Here is a 14,573-nt window from a genome sequence, read left to right as displayed (position 1 = left end):
GCTCCGCCACGCGCCGGCCCGTGAGGAGGTACGCGAGGAACGCCTGGCGCGCAAGGGGCGCGCCAGCTACCTGGGCGAACGCAGCGCGGGGCACCTCGACCCGGGCGCGGCCTCCACCGCGATCCTGTTCGACACGCTCGCCGCCGCGATCGCGGACAGCGCCTGATGATCGGCATCGTCGCCGTCTCCCACAGCGCCCGGCTCGGGGAGGCGGCGCTCGAGCTCGCCCTCCAGATGGTGCCGGGGGGAGGCGTGCGCGTCGAGGTGGCGGCGGGCGCGGGGGTCGACGCCGACGGTGCCCCGGTGCTCGGGACCGACGCCGTGGCCGTCGCGACCGCGATCGATGCGCTCGCCGCGGACTGCGACGGGGTGCTGGTGCTGATGGACCTCGGGTCCGCGGTGCTGAGCGCCGAGCTCGCGCTGGAGCTGCGGGCGAGCGACGTGCCGGTGCGCCTGGTGCCCGCGCCGTTCGTGGAGGGGCTGCTCGCCGCGGTGGTCGCCGCGGCGGCCGGGGCCGACCTCGACGCCGTGGCCGCGGAGGCGACCGGAGCGCTGGTGGCGAAGAGCGGACAGCTCGGGGAGCCCGAGGCGGAGGCGGGCGCCGCCGGGAGCACGGGGGTGGGAGCGGGTACGACGACCGGGTCCGCGACCGTGCCGGAGTCGGAGCCAGGGACGCGGGGGGACTCGCCGAGCGGGTCAGGATCCGCGGCGACGGGCGGGACTCCGGCGGACCCGCCGGAGCCCGGCGCGCATGAGGAGGGCGCGAGTGTGCGTCGCGTGCGGGTGCGCAACCCGCTGGGCATCCACGCGCGCCCGGCCGCCCTGATCGCGGAGGCCGCCGGTGGCGCGGACGTGCGCCTGCGACGGCTGCCCGATGGGATCGAGGCGGCGGCGCGCAGCCTCACGCGCCTGCTCGCGCTCGGAGCGCGGCAGGGCACGGAGTTCGAGCTGATCGGCCGCGGTCCCGATGCCGGGGCCGCCCTCGACCGGCTGGTCGCCCTGTTCGACGACGGCTTCGGTGAGGGCACGGAGGACGCACAGCGCGACGACACCCGAGCCGCGGACGGTGCCGGCGGAGAGGGCGCTCGCGCCGCCGTCGGGGGTCCGGATGCGTCCGTCGCGGCGGACGGCCCGGGTGTTGCCGCCGCCGCGGAGACCGGGAGCCGTGGCGCCGGCGCGGAGACGAACGACGCCCACGGGGAGAGAGCGGGTTCGGCTGCGGACGCAGCGGGTGTGGACGGCGATGCGGACGGACCGGTGCCGATCGAGCCCGGGGCCGTGCTGCGGGGGCGCGGTGTGAGCCCGGGGAGGGTCGCGGCGCCGGTGGTGCACGTGGCGCCGCCGCTGCCGGAGCCCGACGCCGAGACGGTGGTCGCGCCGGACGAGCGCGAGGCCGAGGTGTCGGCGATCGAGTGGGCCGCGGTGGCCGTGGCCGACCAGTTGCGTTCGCGCACGGCTCAGGCGACCGGCGAGGCCCGCGCGATCCTCGATGCGTCCCGGCTCCTCGCGTCCGACCCGGAGCTGGTGTCGGAGGCGACGGAGCTCGTACGCGCGCAGGGACGCACGGCCGCGCGCGCCGTCTGGGAGACGTCCGCGACGCACGAGAAGGCCCTCCTCGCGCTCGGCGGCCGGATGGCCGAGCGCGCCGCCGACATCCGCGACGTGCGCGATCGCATCATCGCGGAGATCCTGCGGGTCGACCTGCCGGGGGTGCCGGAGCGCGACGAGCCGTTCGTGCTGGTGGCGACCGACCTGTCGCCGGCCGACACCGCCACCCTGGACGGGGGGCGGTGCGTGGCGCTGGTGACGGAGCAGGGCGGCCCGACCTCGCACACTGCGATCATCGCGCGGTCGCTCGGGCTCCCCGCGGTGGTGGGCCTCGCCGGCGCCCTCGGGATCTCCGAGGGCACCACCGTGCTGGTGGATGGAGAACGCGGCACCGTCACGGTCGATCCGGATGAGGTCGACGTGGCGTCCGCGCGCGCAGCGTCCACCGTCGTGACCTTCGACGGTCGCGGGCGCCTGGCGGACGGGACGCGCCTCCCGCTGCTCGCCAACGTCGGCGGTGCGAGCGATGCCGCGTCGGCGGCGGCCGCGCAGGCGGAGGGCGTCGGCCTGTTCCGCACCGAGTTCTGCTTCCTCGGCCGTGTCGATGCGCCGACGATCGACGAGCAGGTCGAGGCGTATCGCGGAGTGCTCGCCGCGTTCCCCGGCCGCAAGGTGGTGGTGCGCACGCTCGATGCGGGCAGCGACAAGCCGCTGCCCTTCGCGAACGCCGATCACGAGGACAACCCGGCCCTCGGTGTGCGCGGACTGCGCATCGCCCGGCGGAACCCCGCCCTGCTCGACGATCAGCTGCGGGCCCTCGCGCGCGCGGCGGATGCGGAGTCGGCCGAGGTCGAGGTGATGGCGCCGATGGTCGCGACCGTCGAGGAGGCGCGGGAGTTCGCGGAGCGGTGTCACGCCGCCGGGCTGGACCGCGTCGGGATCATGATCGAGACGCCCGCTGCCGCCCTGCTGGCGGCCGAGCTGTTCGAGGTCGTGGACTTCGTGAGCCTCGGGACGAACGACCTCGCCCAGTACACGCTGGCGGCCGACCGCCTGCTGAGCGACCTCGGCGAGCTGAACGACCCGTGGCAGCCCGCAGTCCTGCGCCTGATCGGCATGGTGGGCGCGGCGGGTCGCGCGGCGGGGAAGCCGGTCGGGGTGTGCGGTGAGGCCGGGGGCGATCCGGCCCTCGCTCCCGTGCTGGTCGGGCTCGGCGTGACCTCCCTGTCGATGACCCCGCGTGCGCTCGGACGGGTGGCCGCGGCGCTGGACGCGGTGACCGTCGAGGACTGCCGTCGGATGGCCGAGGCCGCGGCCGGCGCCCCCACGGCGGCCGAGGCGCGGGCGGCCGTGACGCGCGCCGGGTGACGGCGCCCGACGCGGGCTTCTGCGGTCGGGGCGCGGTGTATGCCGATGCGGGCATGCGATCCGTATCGTTCTCGTCACGGTGGTCGGCTGGCCAGTATTTTGGTGGGCCGGACCACTACGCTCGCGGCAGGGGACGCGCCGTCGGCGCGTGAGAGACCACCGGAGGGTCGAATGTCCAGCATGTCGTTCGTGAAGAGATCGATCGCGCGAGGCGGCCTCGCGGCCGTCCTCGTGGGGGCGCTCGCGGGGGTGTCCGCGTGCGCACCGACTCCCGAGCCCGCGTCGAGTCCTTCGGCCGCGCCGTCGACCTCGGCGCCGGAGCCGTACGATGGGCCGCTGCTCTTCGTTGGCGACGAGCTGGAGTCGTTCGCACTGACTCCGCAGGAGGTCGCCGGCCTCTTCCCGGGGGCACCGCCCGCGACCGCGATCACGGACACGCTCGTGCAGTACGCCGACGGCGGCGGTCCCGACTTCGCTCCGGCCGTCTGCAGGCTCCTGATCAGCGAGACGTCGATGCGCAGCGTCGGCGCGCGCACGGTGCCGTGGGTCGATGGCGCAGACGCCGGGAACAGCGGAAGGCAGGAGATCCTGCAGTTCGCCTCGGAGGAGAACGCGTCCGCTCGAATGGACGACCTCGTGTCGACGGTCGAGAGCTGCGCGCAGTTCGACGCCCAGGGGCCGGGGTCCTTCGCGGCCTCCGTGGCTCCCGACGGCGATGGTGTCCGCGCCTTCGCCGGGACGCTGGAACTCGACTCCTCGGGGAGCCCGTGGCGTGCACACCACGCGTTCGCCGCGGTCGGCAACGTGATCGTGCACGCGTGGCAGCCGGCACAGGACGGTTCCGCGTTCGACGCGGAGGCCGCTGCGCTCCTGCTGCGCGACCGTGCGGTGGAGGCGAAGACCGCGCTCGTGGACGAGCTCACCGCGCAGCCGCCCGTCACGCCGACGCCGTCCGCGCAGGATCCCTCCGCCGACTGGAGCACGTGGGAGCTGACGCCGACGGGCGTCGGTCCTCTGATCTTCGGTGCCGACCGCGCCGCCGCGCTCGCCGCGGTCCCCGGCGCGACGGCCGAGGAGTTCACCTGGACGGACACGGCCGCGCGCCTGGTGAGTCCGGACGGACAGTCCTCGCTCATCCTGCACTTCACCGAAGACGGGGCGCGGCTCAGCGGCGTGACCGCCGGCATCGCGAACCTGGACGGTGACGTCGAGCCGAACGGCGACCTGCTCCCGGCGGCCCAGGGCGTGCGCATCGGGGCGCCGCTCGCCGACGCCGTCGCCGCATTCCCCGATGGCACGTTCCTGCAGATCGTCTCGTCCGGCGAGGACTTCTATCAGTGGGCGACGAGGGAGGGCGGCGTGGTTCGCTTCCGCGCGGACCGCGACGCCGCTGATCCGGCGGCCGTCATCACCGGGATCACGGTGGAGGACGCGACGCTGACCCCGCCCCTCACCGTCGACTGACGCACGCTCTGCGTCGGGCCGCGGTCCCGCTCTGTCTTACTGACCGATCGTTCAGTTAGTATGGGCCGAGCGGGACCGCGGCGTCCCGTCCCCAGCGCGACGAGGAGGTCGGCGATGACGGATGTGACGACGGAGACGGCGGAGGCCGTGCAGCCCAATCGCGCCATGATGCAGCGCGACCGTGCGTCCGCGATGCTCGGGCTCACGGTCGAGCGCGACGACCCCGGTCATGCGGTCGTCTCGATGCGCGTGCGCGACGACATGACCAACGGCTTCGGCATCACCCACGGCGGGTTCGTGTTCGCGCTCGCCGACACGGCCTTCGCGATCGCCTGCAACGAGGACGACCGGGTCACGGTCGCGGCCGGAGCCGACATCGCCTTCCTCAAGCCGACCGTCGCCGGGCAGACCCTCACGGCCACGGCCGTGCGACGCACCCGCACCGGGCGCTCCGGCATCTACGACGTCACCGTGGTCGACGAGCAGGGCGACACCGTCGCCGAGTTCCGCGGCCGCTCCCGCACCACGCCCCAGACCCACTGACCCGCCGAAACCCGAGGAGCCCCCGTGTCGACGACGACCGCCCCCGCTTCCGCCCTCCGCCCGCCCGCCGCCGAGGAACTCGACCCCGAGGAGCGCCTGAGCCGTGCGGAGCTCGAGGCCCTTCAACTGGAGCGGCTGCAACGGACCGTGCGCCACGCCTACGCGCACGTGCCGCTCTACACCCGCAAGTTCGACGAGGCGGGCGTGCACCCCGACGACATCCGGTCGCTGGACGACGTGCGCCGCCTGCCCTTCACGACGAAGGACGACCTGCGCGAGACCTACCCGTTCGGGATGTTCGCGGTGCCGATGGACGAGGTCGCCCGCATCCACGCCTCCAGCGGCACCACGGGCCGCCCGACCGTGGTCGGCTACACCCGGGGCGACCTGGACCGCTGGGGTTCGCTCGTGGCGCGGTCGCTGCGGGCCAGCGGCATCCGGCGGGGCATGAAGGTGCACAACGCCTACGGCTACGGCCTGTTCACGGGCGGCCTCGGAGCGCACGCGGGCATCGAGGCCCTGGGCGCGACGGTGATCCCGATGTCGGGCGGGCAGACGGCACGGCAGGTGCAGCTGATCCGCGACTTCGAGCCGGACGCCATCCTGTGCACGCCCAGCTACCTGCTCACGATCGCGGATGCGATGGCCGCGCAGGGCATCGGCCCCCGGTCGACGTCGCTGAAGGTGGCGGTGCTCGGTGCCGAGCCGTGGACGAACGAGATGCGGCACGAGCTCGAGCAGCGCCTGGACCTCGACGCGCTCGACATCTTCGGGCTCAGCGAGGTGATGGGGCCCGGGGTCGGGAACGAGTGCCTGGAGACGAAGGACGGGCCGCACCTGTGGGAGGACCACTTCCTTCCCGAGGTGATCGACGGCGACACGCTCGAGGCGCTCCCCGACGGGGAACGCGGCGAGCTCGTGTTCACCTCGCTCACCAAGGAGGCCTTCCCGGTGATCCGCTACCGCACGCGCGACATCACGCGCCTGCTGCCGGGCACCGCGCGGCCGGGCATGCGGCGCATGGAGAAGGTGACGGGTCGCAACGACGACATGATCATCCTGCGCGGCGTGAACCTGTTCCCGACGCAGATCGAGGAGCTGGTGCTGGGCATCGAGCAGCTGACCCCGCACTTCATCCTGGAGCTGACGAAGGAGGGGCGGATGGACGCGCTGACCGTGCGCATCGAGCGTCACCCCGACCTCTCGGTGGACACGTGCGCGGCGGCGGCGAAGGTGCTGGCACAGCGCATCAAGGTGTTCGTCGGGTCGACGGTCGCGGTGCGGCTGGAGGAGCCGGGTGCCCTGCCCCGCAGCGAGGGCAAGTACAAGCGCGTCTACGACCTGCGCTGACACGGCGCCGAGATCGCGCCGCCTGCACGGCGCGGGGGCGCCGCGATGGGAGACTGTGGGGGATGTCCGAGATGCAGACCACGCGGCGCGGCCGCCCCGGGTACGACCAGCAGGGGATACTCGACGTCGCGGTCGCCGCGTTCAACGAGCACGGCTACGACGCGACCTCGATCGGCAAGCTGGCCGAGCGCCTCGGCCTGTCGAAGTCGGCGATCTACCACCACTTCGCCTCGAAGGACGACATCCTCGACCGGGCGCTCGACGCTGCCCTCAGCGGCCTGGAGGCCGTTGTCGACGACCCGCTGCCGCTCACGGACGGCGGCCAGGCGCCCGACGCCGTCGCGCGCCTGGAGCACGTGCTGCGCGGCGCCGTGCACGTGCTCGTGTCGCAGCTGCCCGCCGTGACCCTGCTGCTGCGGGTGCGCGGGAACACCGACGTGGAGCGGCGCGCGCTCACGCGCCGTCGCGCGTTCGACCGGCGCATCACCGCGCTCGTCGGAGAGGCGCAGGCGGAGGGGTCGCTGCGCTCCGACATCGACGCGGCCGTCGTGGCCCGCCTCACGTTCGGCATGATCAACTCGATCGTCGAGTGGTACCGCCCCGGAGGGCGTGAGGGCGCGGACCGGCTCGCCGACGACGTGGTCGCCATCGCCCTCGACGGCCTGCGCCGCCGCTGAGGCGCCGGACACCCCGCCCGCCCGGCGCCCCGGCGCTCACACGGCGGCGAGCTCCTTGGCGACGAGCGTGAGCACGTCGTAGGTCGCGACGATCTCGTCGTCCTGGTTCTTCAGCACCGCATCCCACCGCACCTCGCCGTACTCGTCGGTCTCGCGCGGGGTGATCTGCTTGGCGGTGAGCTCGACCCGGATCTCGTCGCCGGGTGACACGGGCGTCACGAAGCGCAGGTTCTCCAGGCCGGAGTTGGCCAGCACGGGCCCGGGCGCCGGGTCGACGAACAGCCCAGCGGCCCACGACACCAGCAGGTAGCCGTGCGCGACCCGTCCGGGGAAGAACGGGTTCGCGGCCGCGGAGGCCTCGTCCATGTGCGCGTAGAAGGTGTCGCCCGTGAACGCCGCGAACGTCTCGATGTCGTCGAGGGTCACGGTGCGCGAGGGGCTTGCGACCTGATCGCCGATCCGCAGCTCGGACAGCGACTTGCGGAACGGATGCACGCCGTCGTTCGCCTCGAACGGGCGGGCCGTCGCGCCCTGATGCCACACGCCGGTGAGCGCGGTCATCATCTCGGGGGAGCCCTGCACGGCCGTCCGCTGCATGTGGTGCAGCACCGCGCGGATGCCGCCCAGCTCCTCGCCGCCGCCCGCCCTGCCCGGCCCGCCGTGCACGAGGTTGGGCAGGGGGGAGCCGTGACCGGTCGAGCTGCGCGCGTCGTCGCGGTCGAGGAACAGCACCCGGCCGTTGTAGGCGGCGATGCCGGCCGCCAGGGTCGTCGCGACCTCGGGGTCGTGGGTCGCGACACTGGTGACGAGGGAGCCGCCGCCGCGGGCCACGAGTTCCGACGCCTCGGCCAGCGACCGGTACCCGACGATGCTCGACACCGGGCCGAACGCCTCGATCTCGTTCACGGCGGGGCTGGTCGCGTCGGCGAAGCGCAGCAGCATCGGGGCGACGAAGGCGCCGTCGGGGGCGGTCGCCTCGCTGCCGTCGGCGTGACGCACCGCGGGGTCGTCGGTCGAGCCGATCACGAGCTCGCCGCCCCCCTCCTGCAGCCGTCGCACCTGGCGGCGCACCTCGTCGCGCTGTGCGAGGGAGGCGAGCGGGCCCATCGTGACGCCCTCGGCCCGCGGGTCGCCCACGACGATCCGCTGCTCCAGGCGCGCGCGCACGGCGGCGATCACGTCGTCAACCGCGTCCTCAGGCACGATGGCGCGGCGGATCGCGGTGCACTTCTGCCCGGCCTTCGAGGTCATCTCGGTCACGAGCTGCTTCACGTAGGCGTCGAACTCGGGGGTGCCGCTCACGGCGTCGGTGCCGAGGATCGACGCGTTGATCGAGTCGGTCTCGCTCGTGAAGCGCACACCGCCGGTCTGCACCGCGTCGTGCGCGCGCAGGCGCTCCGCGGTCGAGGCCGAGCCGGTGAACGCCACGAGGTCGCCCAGGCGCAGATGGTCGAACAGGTCAGGCACACTGCCCGACACCAGCTGCAGCGAGCCGTCGGGCAGCAGCCCGGACTCGACCATCACGCGCACCATCGCCTCGGTGAGGTAGCCGGTGGGCGTCGCGGGCTTCACGACCGTGGGCACCCCGGCGAGGAAGGCGGGCGCGAACTTCTCCAGCGACCCCCACACCGGGAAGTTGAAGGCGTTGATCTGCACGGCCACCCCGGGCAGGCGCGTGTAGATGTGGCGGCCGAGGAACGAGCCGTCGCGCGAGAGGTTCTCGACGGCGCCGTCGACGTAGACCTTCGCGTTGGGCAGCTCACGGCGGCCCTTGCTGGAGTAGGCGAAGAGCACGCCGATGCCGCCGTCGATGTCGACCCAGGAGTCCTGCGCCGTGGCGCCCGTGCGGCTCGACAGCGCGTACAGCTCCTCCTTGCGTGCGGTGAGGGCGAGCGCGAGCTTCTTCAGCAGCACGGCCCGCTGGTGGAAGGTGAGCGCGCCGAGAGACGCCTGCCCGACCGTGCGCGCGTGGTCCAGGGCGGCGCCCAGGTCGAGCCCGGTCGTGGAGACGCGCGTGACCACCTCGCCCGTGGAGGCGTCGCGCACCTCGGTGGCCTCGGTGTCGGCGGACGGGGTCCACCACGCGCCCTGCACGTAGCTGGGGAGGATCTCGGTCATGGGGGTTCCCTTCATCAGTCGTCCCAGTCGTAGAAGCCGCGTCCGCTCTTGCGGCCGAGGTGGCCCTCGGCGACGAGACGGCGCAGCAGAGCGGGGGGTTCGAAGCGCGGGCCCAGGTGCGCGGCCAGGTACTCGGCGATGCCGAGCCGCACGTCGAGCCCCACGAGGTCGGTGAGCCGGAGCGGGCCCACCGGATGCTTGTAGCCGAGCGTCATGGCGGCGTCGATGTCGGCCGCCGAGGCGACGCCGTCCTCCAGCATCCGGATCGCCTCCAGGCCGAGCGCGACGCCCAGTCGTGAGGAGGCGAAGCCCGGCGCGTCGGCGACCACGATCGGCGTCTTGCCGAGGGCGTGCACCCAGCTGCGGGCCGCGTCGGTCAGGGCCGCGTCGGTCGCCGCGCCGCGCACGATCTCCACCAGGGTCGAGGCCGGCACCGGGTTGAAGAAGTGCAGGCCGAGGAAGCGCGCCGGGCGGTCGAGCACGGCGGCGAGCTCGTCGATCGCGATGGAGGATGTGTTGGAGGCCAGGGCGGCGGCGGGGGAGAGCTGCGCCTCCACGCGGGTGAGCGCCTCGATCTTCAGGCTCAGGTCCTCCGGCACGGCCTCGACGACGAGGTCGCAGTCGGCGAAGAGGGCCGCGTCGGTGCCGGTCGCGAAGCGTGCCCGATACGACGCGACCGTGTCGGTGGCGGAGCCGCGGGCGATCGAGGCGTCGACGGAGCCGAGCACGCGCGCGGACGCCGCCTCCGCCGCCGCGTCATCGCGTTCCACCACGGTCACGCGGGAGCCCGCGAGCAGGAAGGCGTGCGCGATGCCGGCGCCCATGCGCCCGCCGCCGAGCACGCCGACGCGCGCCGGGGCGGTGGGCGGGGCCGTCGCGGCGGCCGCGGAGGGGGAGGGTGAGGTGGTCGTCATCGGTCTCTCCGCTCCAGGAAGGCGGTCATGCGGCGGAACTTCTCCGGGCTCTCGAAGAGCACGGACTGCTCCTCCAGGTCGACGGCGGGGTGCCGGTCGCGCGGGGCGCGCAGCACGCGCTTGGTCGCCATCGTGGCCGCGGGGTCGTTGCGGGCGATGCGGTCGGCCACGGCGTGGGCGGCGTCGAGCAGCTCGTCCGGCTCGTGCAGAGCGGAGACGATCCCGAGGCGCAGCGCCTCGTCGGCGAGCACCGTGCGACCGGTGAGCAGCAGCTCGGCGGCCCTGGCCTCACCCACGATCTCCTTCAGCCGCCACGATGCCCCGGCCGCGGCGATGATCCCGAGACCGGTCTCGGGGTTGCCGATGCGGAGCGCGGGCGTCGCGAGGCGGATGTCCGCGGCGTAGGCGAGCTCGGCCCCACCGCCCAGGGCGTAGCCGTCGATCGCGGCGATCACGGGCATCGGCAGCTCCGCGAGGCGCACGAACGCGTGGGCGTTGATGCCGCGCAGCGCGTCGGCGGCGCGGCGCTCCCGCAGCTGGGCGATGTCGGCACCCGCGGCGAACACGCCCTCGGCCCCGGTGAGGATCAGCGTCTTCGGCGTCTCCTCCAGCTCCGCGCACAGGGCGTGCAGCGCGTCGATCGTGGCCTGGTCGATCGCGTTGCGCTTGTGCGGACGATTCAGGGTCGCGATCACCCGGTCCTCGCGGTGCTCGACCAGCAGCGGCGTCGCGGGCGGGGTCTCGGCGGTCGGCGCCGCGGTCATCGCACGGCCTCCAGGATCGTGGCCGTCCCCTGCCCGACGCCGACGCACATCGTCGCCAGGCCGTACTGCGAGCCCTCACGCTCCATGCGGCCCATCAGCGTGACCAGCAGCCGCGAGCCCGAGGAGCCGAGGGGATGCCCGAGCGCGATGGCTCCGCCGTTGGCGTTCACCCGGTCCTCGTCCAGCCCGAGGCGGCGGATGCACGCGAGCGACTGCGACGCGAAGGCCTCGTTCAGCTCGATCGACCCCAGGTCGTCCAGCGACAGCCCCGAACGGAGCAGCGCCTTCTCGGTCGCGGGCACCGGCCCGAGCCCCATGACCTCGGGGGCGAGTCCGGCCGAGGTGCCCACCACGATGCGCGCGCGGGGCGTGAGGCCGTAGCGCTCCACGGCCGCGGCGCTCGCCACCAGCACCGCGGACGCGCCGTCGTTGAGGGCGCTGGAGTTGCCCGCGGTCACGACCTCGCCGCCCGCGACCACGGGGCGCAGCCGGGCCAGGACCTCGAGGGTCGTGTCGGGGCGGGGGCCCTCGTCGACGAGCACCTCGCCGTCGCGCACGGGCACGCCGACGATCTCGGGGGCGAAGCGGCCGGCGCTGATCGCGGCGGCTGCGCGCTGCTGCGACCGCACGGCGAACGCGTCGGCCTCCGCGCGCGTGATGCCGTCGACGCGGGCGACCTCTTCCGCGGTCTCCGGCATCGTGAACGTGGCCTTGTCGCGCGCGAGCAGTCGCGGGTTGGGGAAGCGCCAGCCGATCGAGGTGTCGAACGCGGCTCCGGGCTTGGCCCAGGCCTTCTCGGGCTTCGCCTGCACCCAGGGCGCGCGGGTCATCGACTCCACGCCGCCCGCCACGATGAGGTCGGCGTCGCCGGCGCGGATCGCCTGGGCGGCCATGGTCACGGCCGACATGCCGGAGGCGCAGAGCCGGTTGACGGTGATGCCGGGCACGGTGTCGGGGAGCCCCGCGAGCAGCACCGCCATCCGGGCGACGTTGCGGTTGTCCTCACCGGCCTGGTTCGCCGCGCCGAGGATGACCTCGTCGAGCTCCGCGGTCGCGGGGTCGAGCCCGGCGCGCCGCACGGCCTCGCCGACGACGAGGGCGGCCAGATCGTCGGGGCGGACCGTGGCGAGGGTGCCGCCGTAGCGCCCGACCGGCGTGCGCACGCCTCCGACGAGATAGGCCTCTGGCATGCGGATCTCCTGACATCGTCGTCCTGCGGGTGGTCCGGGGAGCGGCCGGCCGTGAATTACTGACCGATCGTAAGGTAATTATGGCACAGGCGCACGGCCGGCCGCGATCCCGGATCCCGCGCGTCAGACGGAGAGGTCCACGCCCTTCGTCTCCTTCACCAGCGACACCCCGATGAGCGAGATGACCGAGGCGATGGCGATGTAGAGGCCGATCGTCCACGCCGCGTGGAACTGGTTCAGCAGCGACTCCGCGATCATCGGCGCGAACGCCCCGCCGAGGATCGCTCCCAGCGCGTAGCCGATCGAGACGCCCGAGTAGCGCACGTTCGCCGGGAACATCTCGGCGTACAGCGCTGCCTGCGGGCCGTACGACAGCCCGAGGGCGAACGTCATCACGAACAGTGCCACGAAGTACCAGACGATGTTCGCGGTGTCGATCAGGAACCACATCGGGATCGCCCACACCGCCAGGGCGACGTACCCGATCTGGAAGGTGCGGATGCGCCCGAGGCGGTCGGAGAGGTGCCCGCCCCACAGCGTGAAGATCAGCCAGCCGAACGAGGCGAGCGTGGTCGCCAGGAGCACGGGCGGACGCTCCATCCCCAGCGCGGTGACCGCGTAGGTGGCGAAGAACGCGATGAGCAGGTAGCCGGCGGCGTTGTTCGCGATGAAGATGACGGCCGTCAGCACGACCTGCTTGGTGTTCGAGCGGAACAGCTGCCCGAGCGGGGCCGAGGCCTCCTTGCGGCGGCGGCGCAGGTCTTCGAACACGGGGCTCTCGTCGACCGCGCGGCGGATCACGTAACCGACCGCGATCAGCACGATCGACAGCAGGAACGGGATGCGCCAGCCCCACTCCAGGAACGCCTCGGGCGACATCGAGGTGGTGAGCGCCCACAGCGTGAACGTCGCCAGGATCATGCCGACCGGCACGCCGATCTGCGGGAAGGCGCCGAACAGGCCGCGCCGGCCCGTCGGCGCGTGCTCGACGGCCATCAGGGCGGCGCCACCCCACTCGCCGCCCGCGGAGAAGCCTTGCAGGATGCGGAGGAGGATGAGGAGGATCGGCGCGGCGACACCGATCGCCGCGTACGTCGGCAGCAGGCCGATCAGCGAGGTGGACAGGCCCATCATGACGAGCGTGAAGACGAGCATCTTCTTGCGGCCGAGCTTGTCACCCAGGTGTCCGGCGACGATCGCGCCGAGCGGGCGGAACAGGAACGAGATGCCGATCGTGGCGAACGACAGCACCTGGGCGAGCCCGGGGCTGGACTCCGCGATCGGGGCGAGGAAGAGCGGCGCGAGCACGAGGCCGGCGGCCTGTGCGTAGATGAAGAAGTCGTACCACTCGATCGAGGTGCCCACGAGGGTGCCCGCGAGCACCCGGCGCTCTTCGGCGGGCATCCTTCCGGTGGACGAGGCGGCAGCGGTGGCTGAGGTCATGCGAACTCCGTTGTTCTGCGTCGGGTCGGGCGGCGCGGGGGACGCCGTCGATTACTTACCGAATGATCGGTCAGTAATCGCCGAGCGTAGCGCATCGTCCGCCGCGCCACGAGAGTGCGCAGCAGGTTGCGGCCTCAGATCCTCCCGAACGCACGCAGCGGATGCTCGATCAGCTCCGTCACCCGGCGCAGGAACCCGGCCGCATAACCGCCGTCGCAGACCCGGTGATCGAACACGAGCGACAGCTGGGCGATCCGCCGCGGCACGATCGCTCCCTCCACGACCCACGGGCGTTCGATGATGCGACCGATGCCGAGGATCGCGACATCCGGATGGTTGATGATCGCCGCGGAGCCGTCGACCCCCAGGCCGCCGTAGTTGTTGAGCGTGAAGGTCGAGCCGCGCAGGCGCTCGGGCGGCATGGACCCGGAGCGGGCGGTCGCGGCCAGTTCGCGCAGCGCCGTGTCGAGCTGGGCCACCGTGAGCGCGTGCGCCCGCGGGACCACCGGCACCAGGAGGCCGCGCTCGGTGTCGGCCGCGACGCCCAGGTTCACGCCGTCGAACGAGATCAGCTCGTCGCCGTCCTCGCTCAGCCGCGACGCGAGGACCGGATAGTCCTCCAGCGCCAGCAGCACGAACCGCGCCAGCAGTGCCGTGATCGACGGCGGCCGCTCGCCCTCCGGGGCCATCTGCCCGCGGAGGTCCCACAGTTCCGTCGCATCCACGTCGACCCAGACCGTGGCCTCGGGGATCTCGGAGCGGCTGCGCGCGAGCTTCGCGCTCACGGCGCGCCGCAGCGGCGACAGGCGCTCGCGGGATCGCACGGGGAGGCCGTCGAGCTCGCCGGTGCCGGTCGTGGAGGTCGGGGCTGCGGTGCCGGAGGCCGAGGTGGCGCCTGCCGTCGTGCCGAGGGCCGCGGAGTCGGAGGCCGTGTGATGTGGCGCCGTGACGCCGTCGATCGCGTGGTCCACGGCGGCGCGCAGGACGTCGGCCCGGGTGATGGCGCCGTCGGCTCCGCTCGGGGTGATGGTGTGCACGTCGAGCCCCAGGTCTCGCGCGAGGCGTCGCACGAGGGGCGAACGGACGGCCACGGGGCGGCGCGGCGCGGAGGGGGGAGCGTCGACGGAGCCCGAGCCGCCCGCGGCCGCTCCGGTGCCGGGGGTGGGAGCGCCGGGAGCGCCGGGAGCACCGGGC

12 protein-coding genes and 1 pseudogene are annotated in these 14,573 nt (G+C 73.6%); 7 read left to right on the top strand and 6 right to left on the bottom strand.

Annotated elements, in window-relative coordinates:
* The 7 genes and pseudogenes from DW297_RS10590 to DW297_RS10565 form a co-directional block, all read left to right on the top strand.
* On the top strand, positions 1-166 hold a 166-nt coding region (locus DW297_RS10590; RefSeq protein ID WP_136032129.1), incomplete at its 5' end, for a DAK2 domain-containing protein.
* Positions 166-996, top strand: a pseudogene (locus DW297_RS19475) (HPr family phosphocarrier protein); the annotation flags it as partial. The gene DW297_RS10590 and the pseudogene DW297_RS19475, both read left to right, overlap by 1 nt.
* 267 nt (positions 997-1,263) lie before the next feature.
* Positions 1,264-2,916 carry a phosphoenolpyruvate--protein phosphotransferase gene (gene ptsP / locus DW297_RS19470; RefSeq protein ID WP_378823205.1) on the top strand — a complete coding sequence of 551 codons (1,653 nt, stop codon included), beginning with the start codon at positions 1,264-1,266 and terminating at the stop codon, positions 2,914-2,916.
* 180 nt (positions 2,917-3,096) lie between these two features.
* Positions 3,097-4,380: a sensor domain-containing protein gene (locus tag DW297_RS10580; protein WP_136032125.1), complete on the top strand. Its 1,284-nt coding sequence runs from the start codon at positions 3,097-3,099 to the stop codon at positions 4,378-4,380.
* 114 nt (positions 4,381-4,494) lie between these two features.
* Complete coding sequence (gene paaI, locus DW297_RS10575) at positions 4,495-4,923, top strand: hydroxyphenylacetyl-CoA thioesterase PaaI (protein ID WP_136032123.1); 429 nt, start codon at positions 4,495-4,497, stop codon at positions 4,921-4,923.
* Positions 4,924-4,947: 24 nt separating this feature from the next.
* Positions 4,948-6,273, top strand: coding sequence for a phenylacetate--CoA ligase PaaK (gene paaK / locus DW297_RS10570; RefSeq protein WP_136032120.1), 1,326 nt, complete (start codon positions 4,948-4,950; stop codon positions 6,271-6,273).
* 62 nt (positions 6,274-6,335) lie between these two features.
* The gene (locus DW297_RS10565) at positions 6,336-6,950 is read left to right on the top strand and encodes a TetR/AcrR family transcriptional regulator (protein WP_136032119.1); all 615 of its coding nucleotides are present in this window, start codon (positions 6,336-6,338) and stop codon (positions 6,948-6,950) included.
* 36 nt (positions 6,951-6,986) lie between these two features.
* Here DW297_RS10565 and paaZ read toward each other — a convergent pair whose 3' ends face one another.
* From paaZ to DW297_RS10535, 6 genes are all read right to left on the bottom strand, one after another.
* Complete coding sequence (gene paaZ, locus DW297_RS10560) at positions 6,987-9,068, bottom strand: phenylacetic acid degradation bifunctional protein PaaZ (protein ID WP_136032117.1); 2,082 nt, start codon at positions 9,066-9,068, stop codon at positions 6,987-6,989.
* A 14-nt stretch (positions 9,069-9,082) separates the two neighbouring features.
* Positions 9,083-9,982 carry a 3-hydroxyacyl-CoA dehydrogenase family protein gene (locus DW297_RS10555; RefSeq protein WP_136032115.1) on the bottom strand — a complete coding sequence of 300 codons (900 nt, stop codon included), beginning with the start codon at positions 9,980-9,982 and terminating at the stop codon, positions 9,083-9,085.
* Positions 9,979-10,746 carry an enoyl-CoA hydratase/isomerase family protein gene (locus DW297_RS10550; RefSeq protein ID WP_136032112.1) on the bottom strand — a complete coding sequence of 256 codons (768 nt, stop codon included), beginning with the start codon at positions 10,744-10,746 and terminating at the stop codon, positions 9,979-9,981. The genes DW297_RS10555 and DW297_RS10550 overlap by 4 nt, the downstream gene beginning before the upstream one ends.
* The gene (locus tag DW297_RS10545; protein WP_136032110.1) at positions 10,743-11,936 is read right to left on the bottom strand and encodes a thiolase family protein; all 1,194 of its coding nucleotides are present in this window, start codon (positions 11,934-11,936) and stop codon (positions 10,743-10,745) included. The genes DW297_RS10550 and DW297_RS10545 overlap by 4 nt, the downstream gene beginning before the upstream one ends.
* A 123-nt stretch (positions 11,937-12,059) precedes the next feature.
* Positions 12,060-13,379 carry an MFS transporter gene (locus DW297_RS10540; RefSeq protein ID WP_136032107.1) on the bottom strand — a complete coding sequence of 440 codons (1,320 nt, stop codon included), beginning with the start codon at positions 13,377-13,379 and terminating at the stop codon, positions 12,060-12,062.
* Positions 13,380-13,513: 134 nt separating this feature from the next.
* The coding region (locus tag DW297_RS10535; protein WP_136032105.1) for a dihydrolipoamide acetyltransferase family protein at positions 13,514-14,573 on the bottom strand (1,060 nt) is incomplete at its 5' end.

It is taken from the genome of Microbacterium sp. PF5 (assembly GCF_004794315.1).
In the GTDB taxonomy this organism is placed as follows: domain Bacteria; phylum Actinomycetota; class Actinomycetes; order Actinomycetales; family Microbacteriaceae; genus Microbacterium; species Microbacterium sufflavum.
Note: the sequence above shows the minus strand (reverse complement) of the source record. Positions and strands in the feature narration are given on the sequence as shown.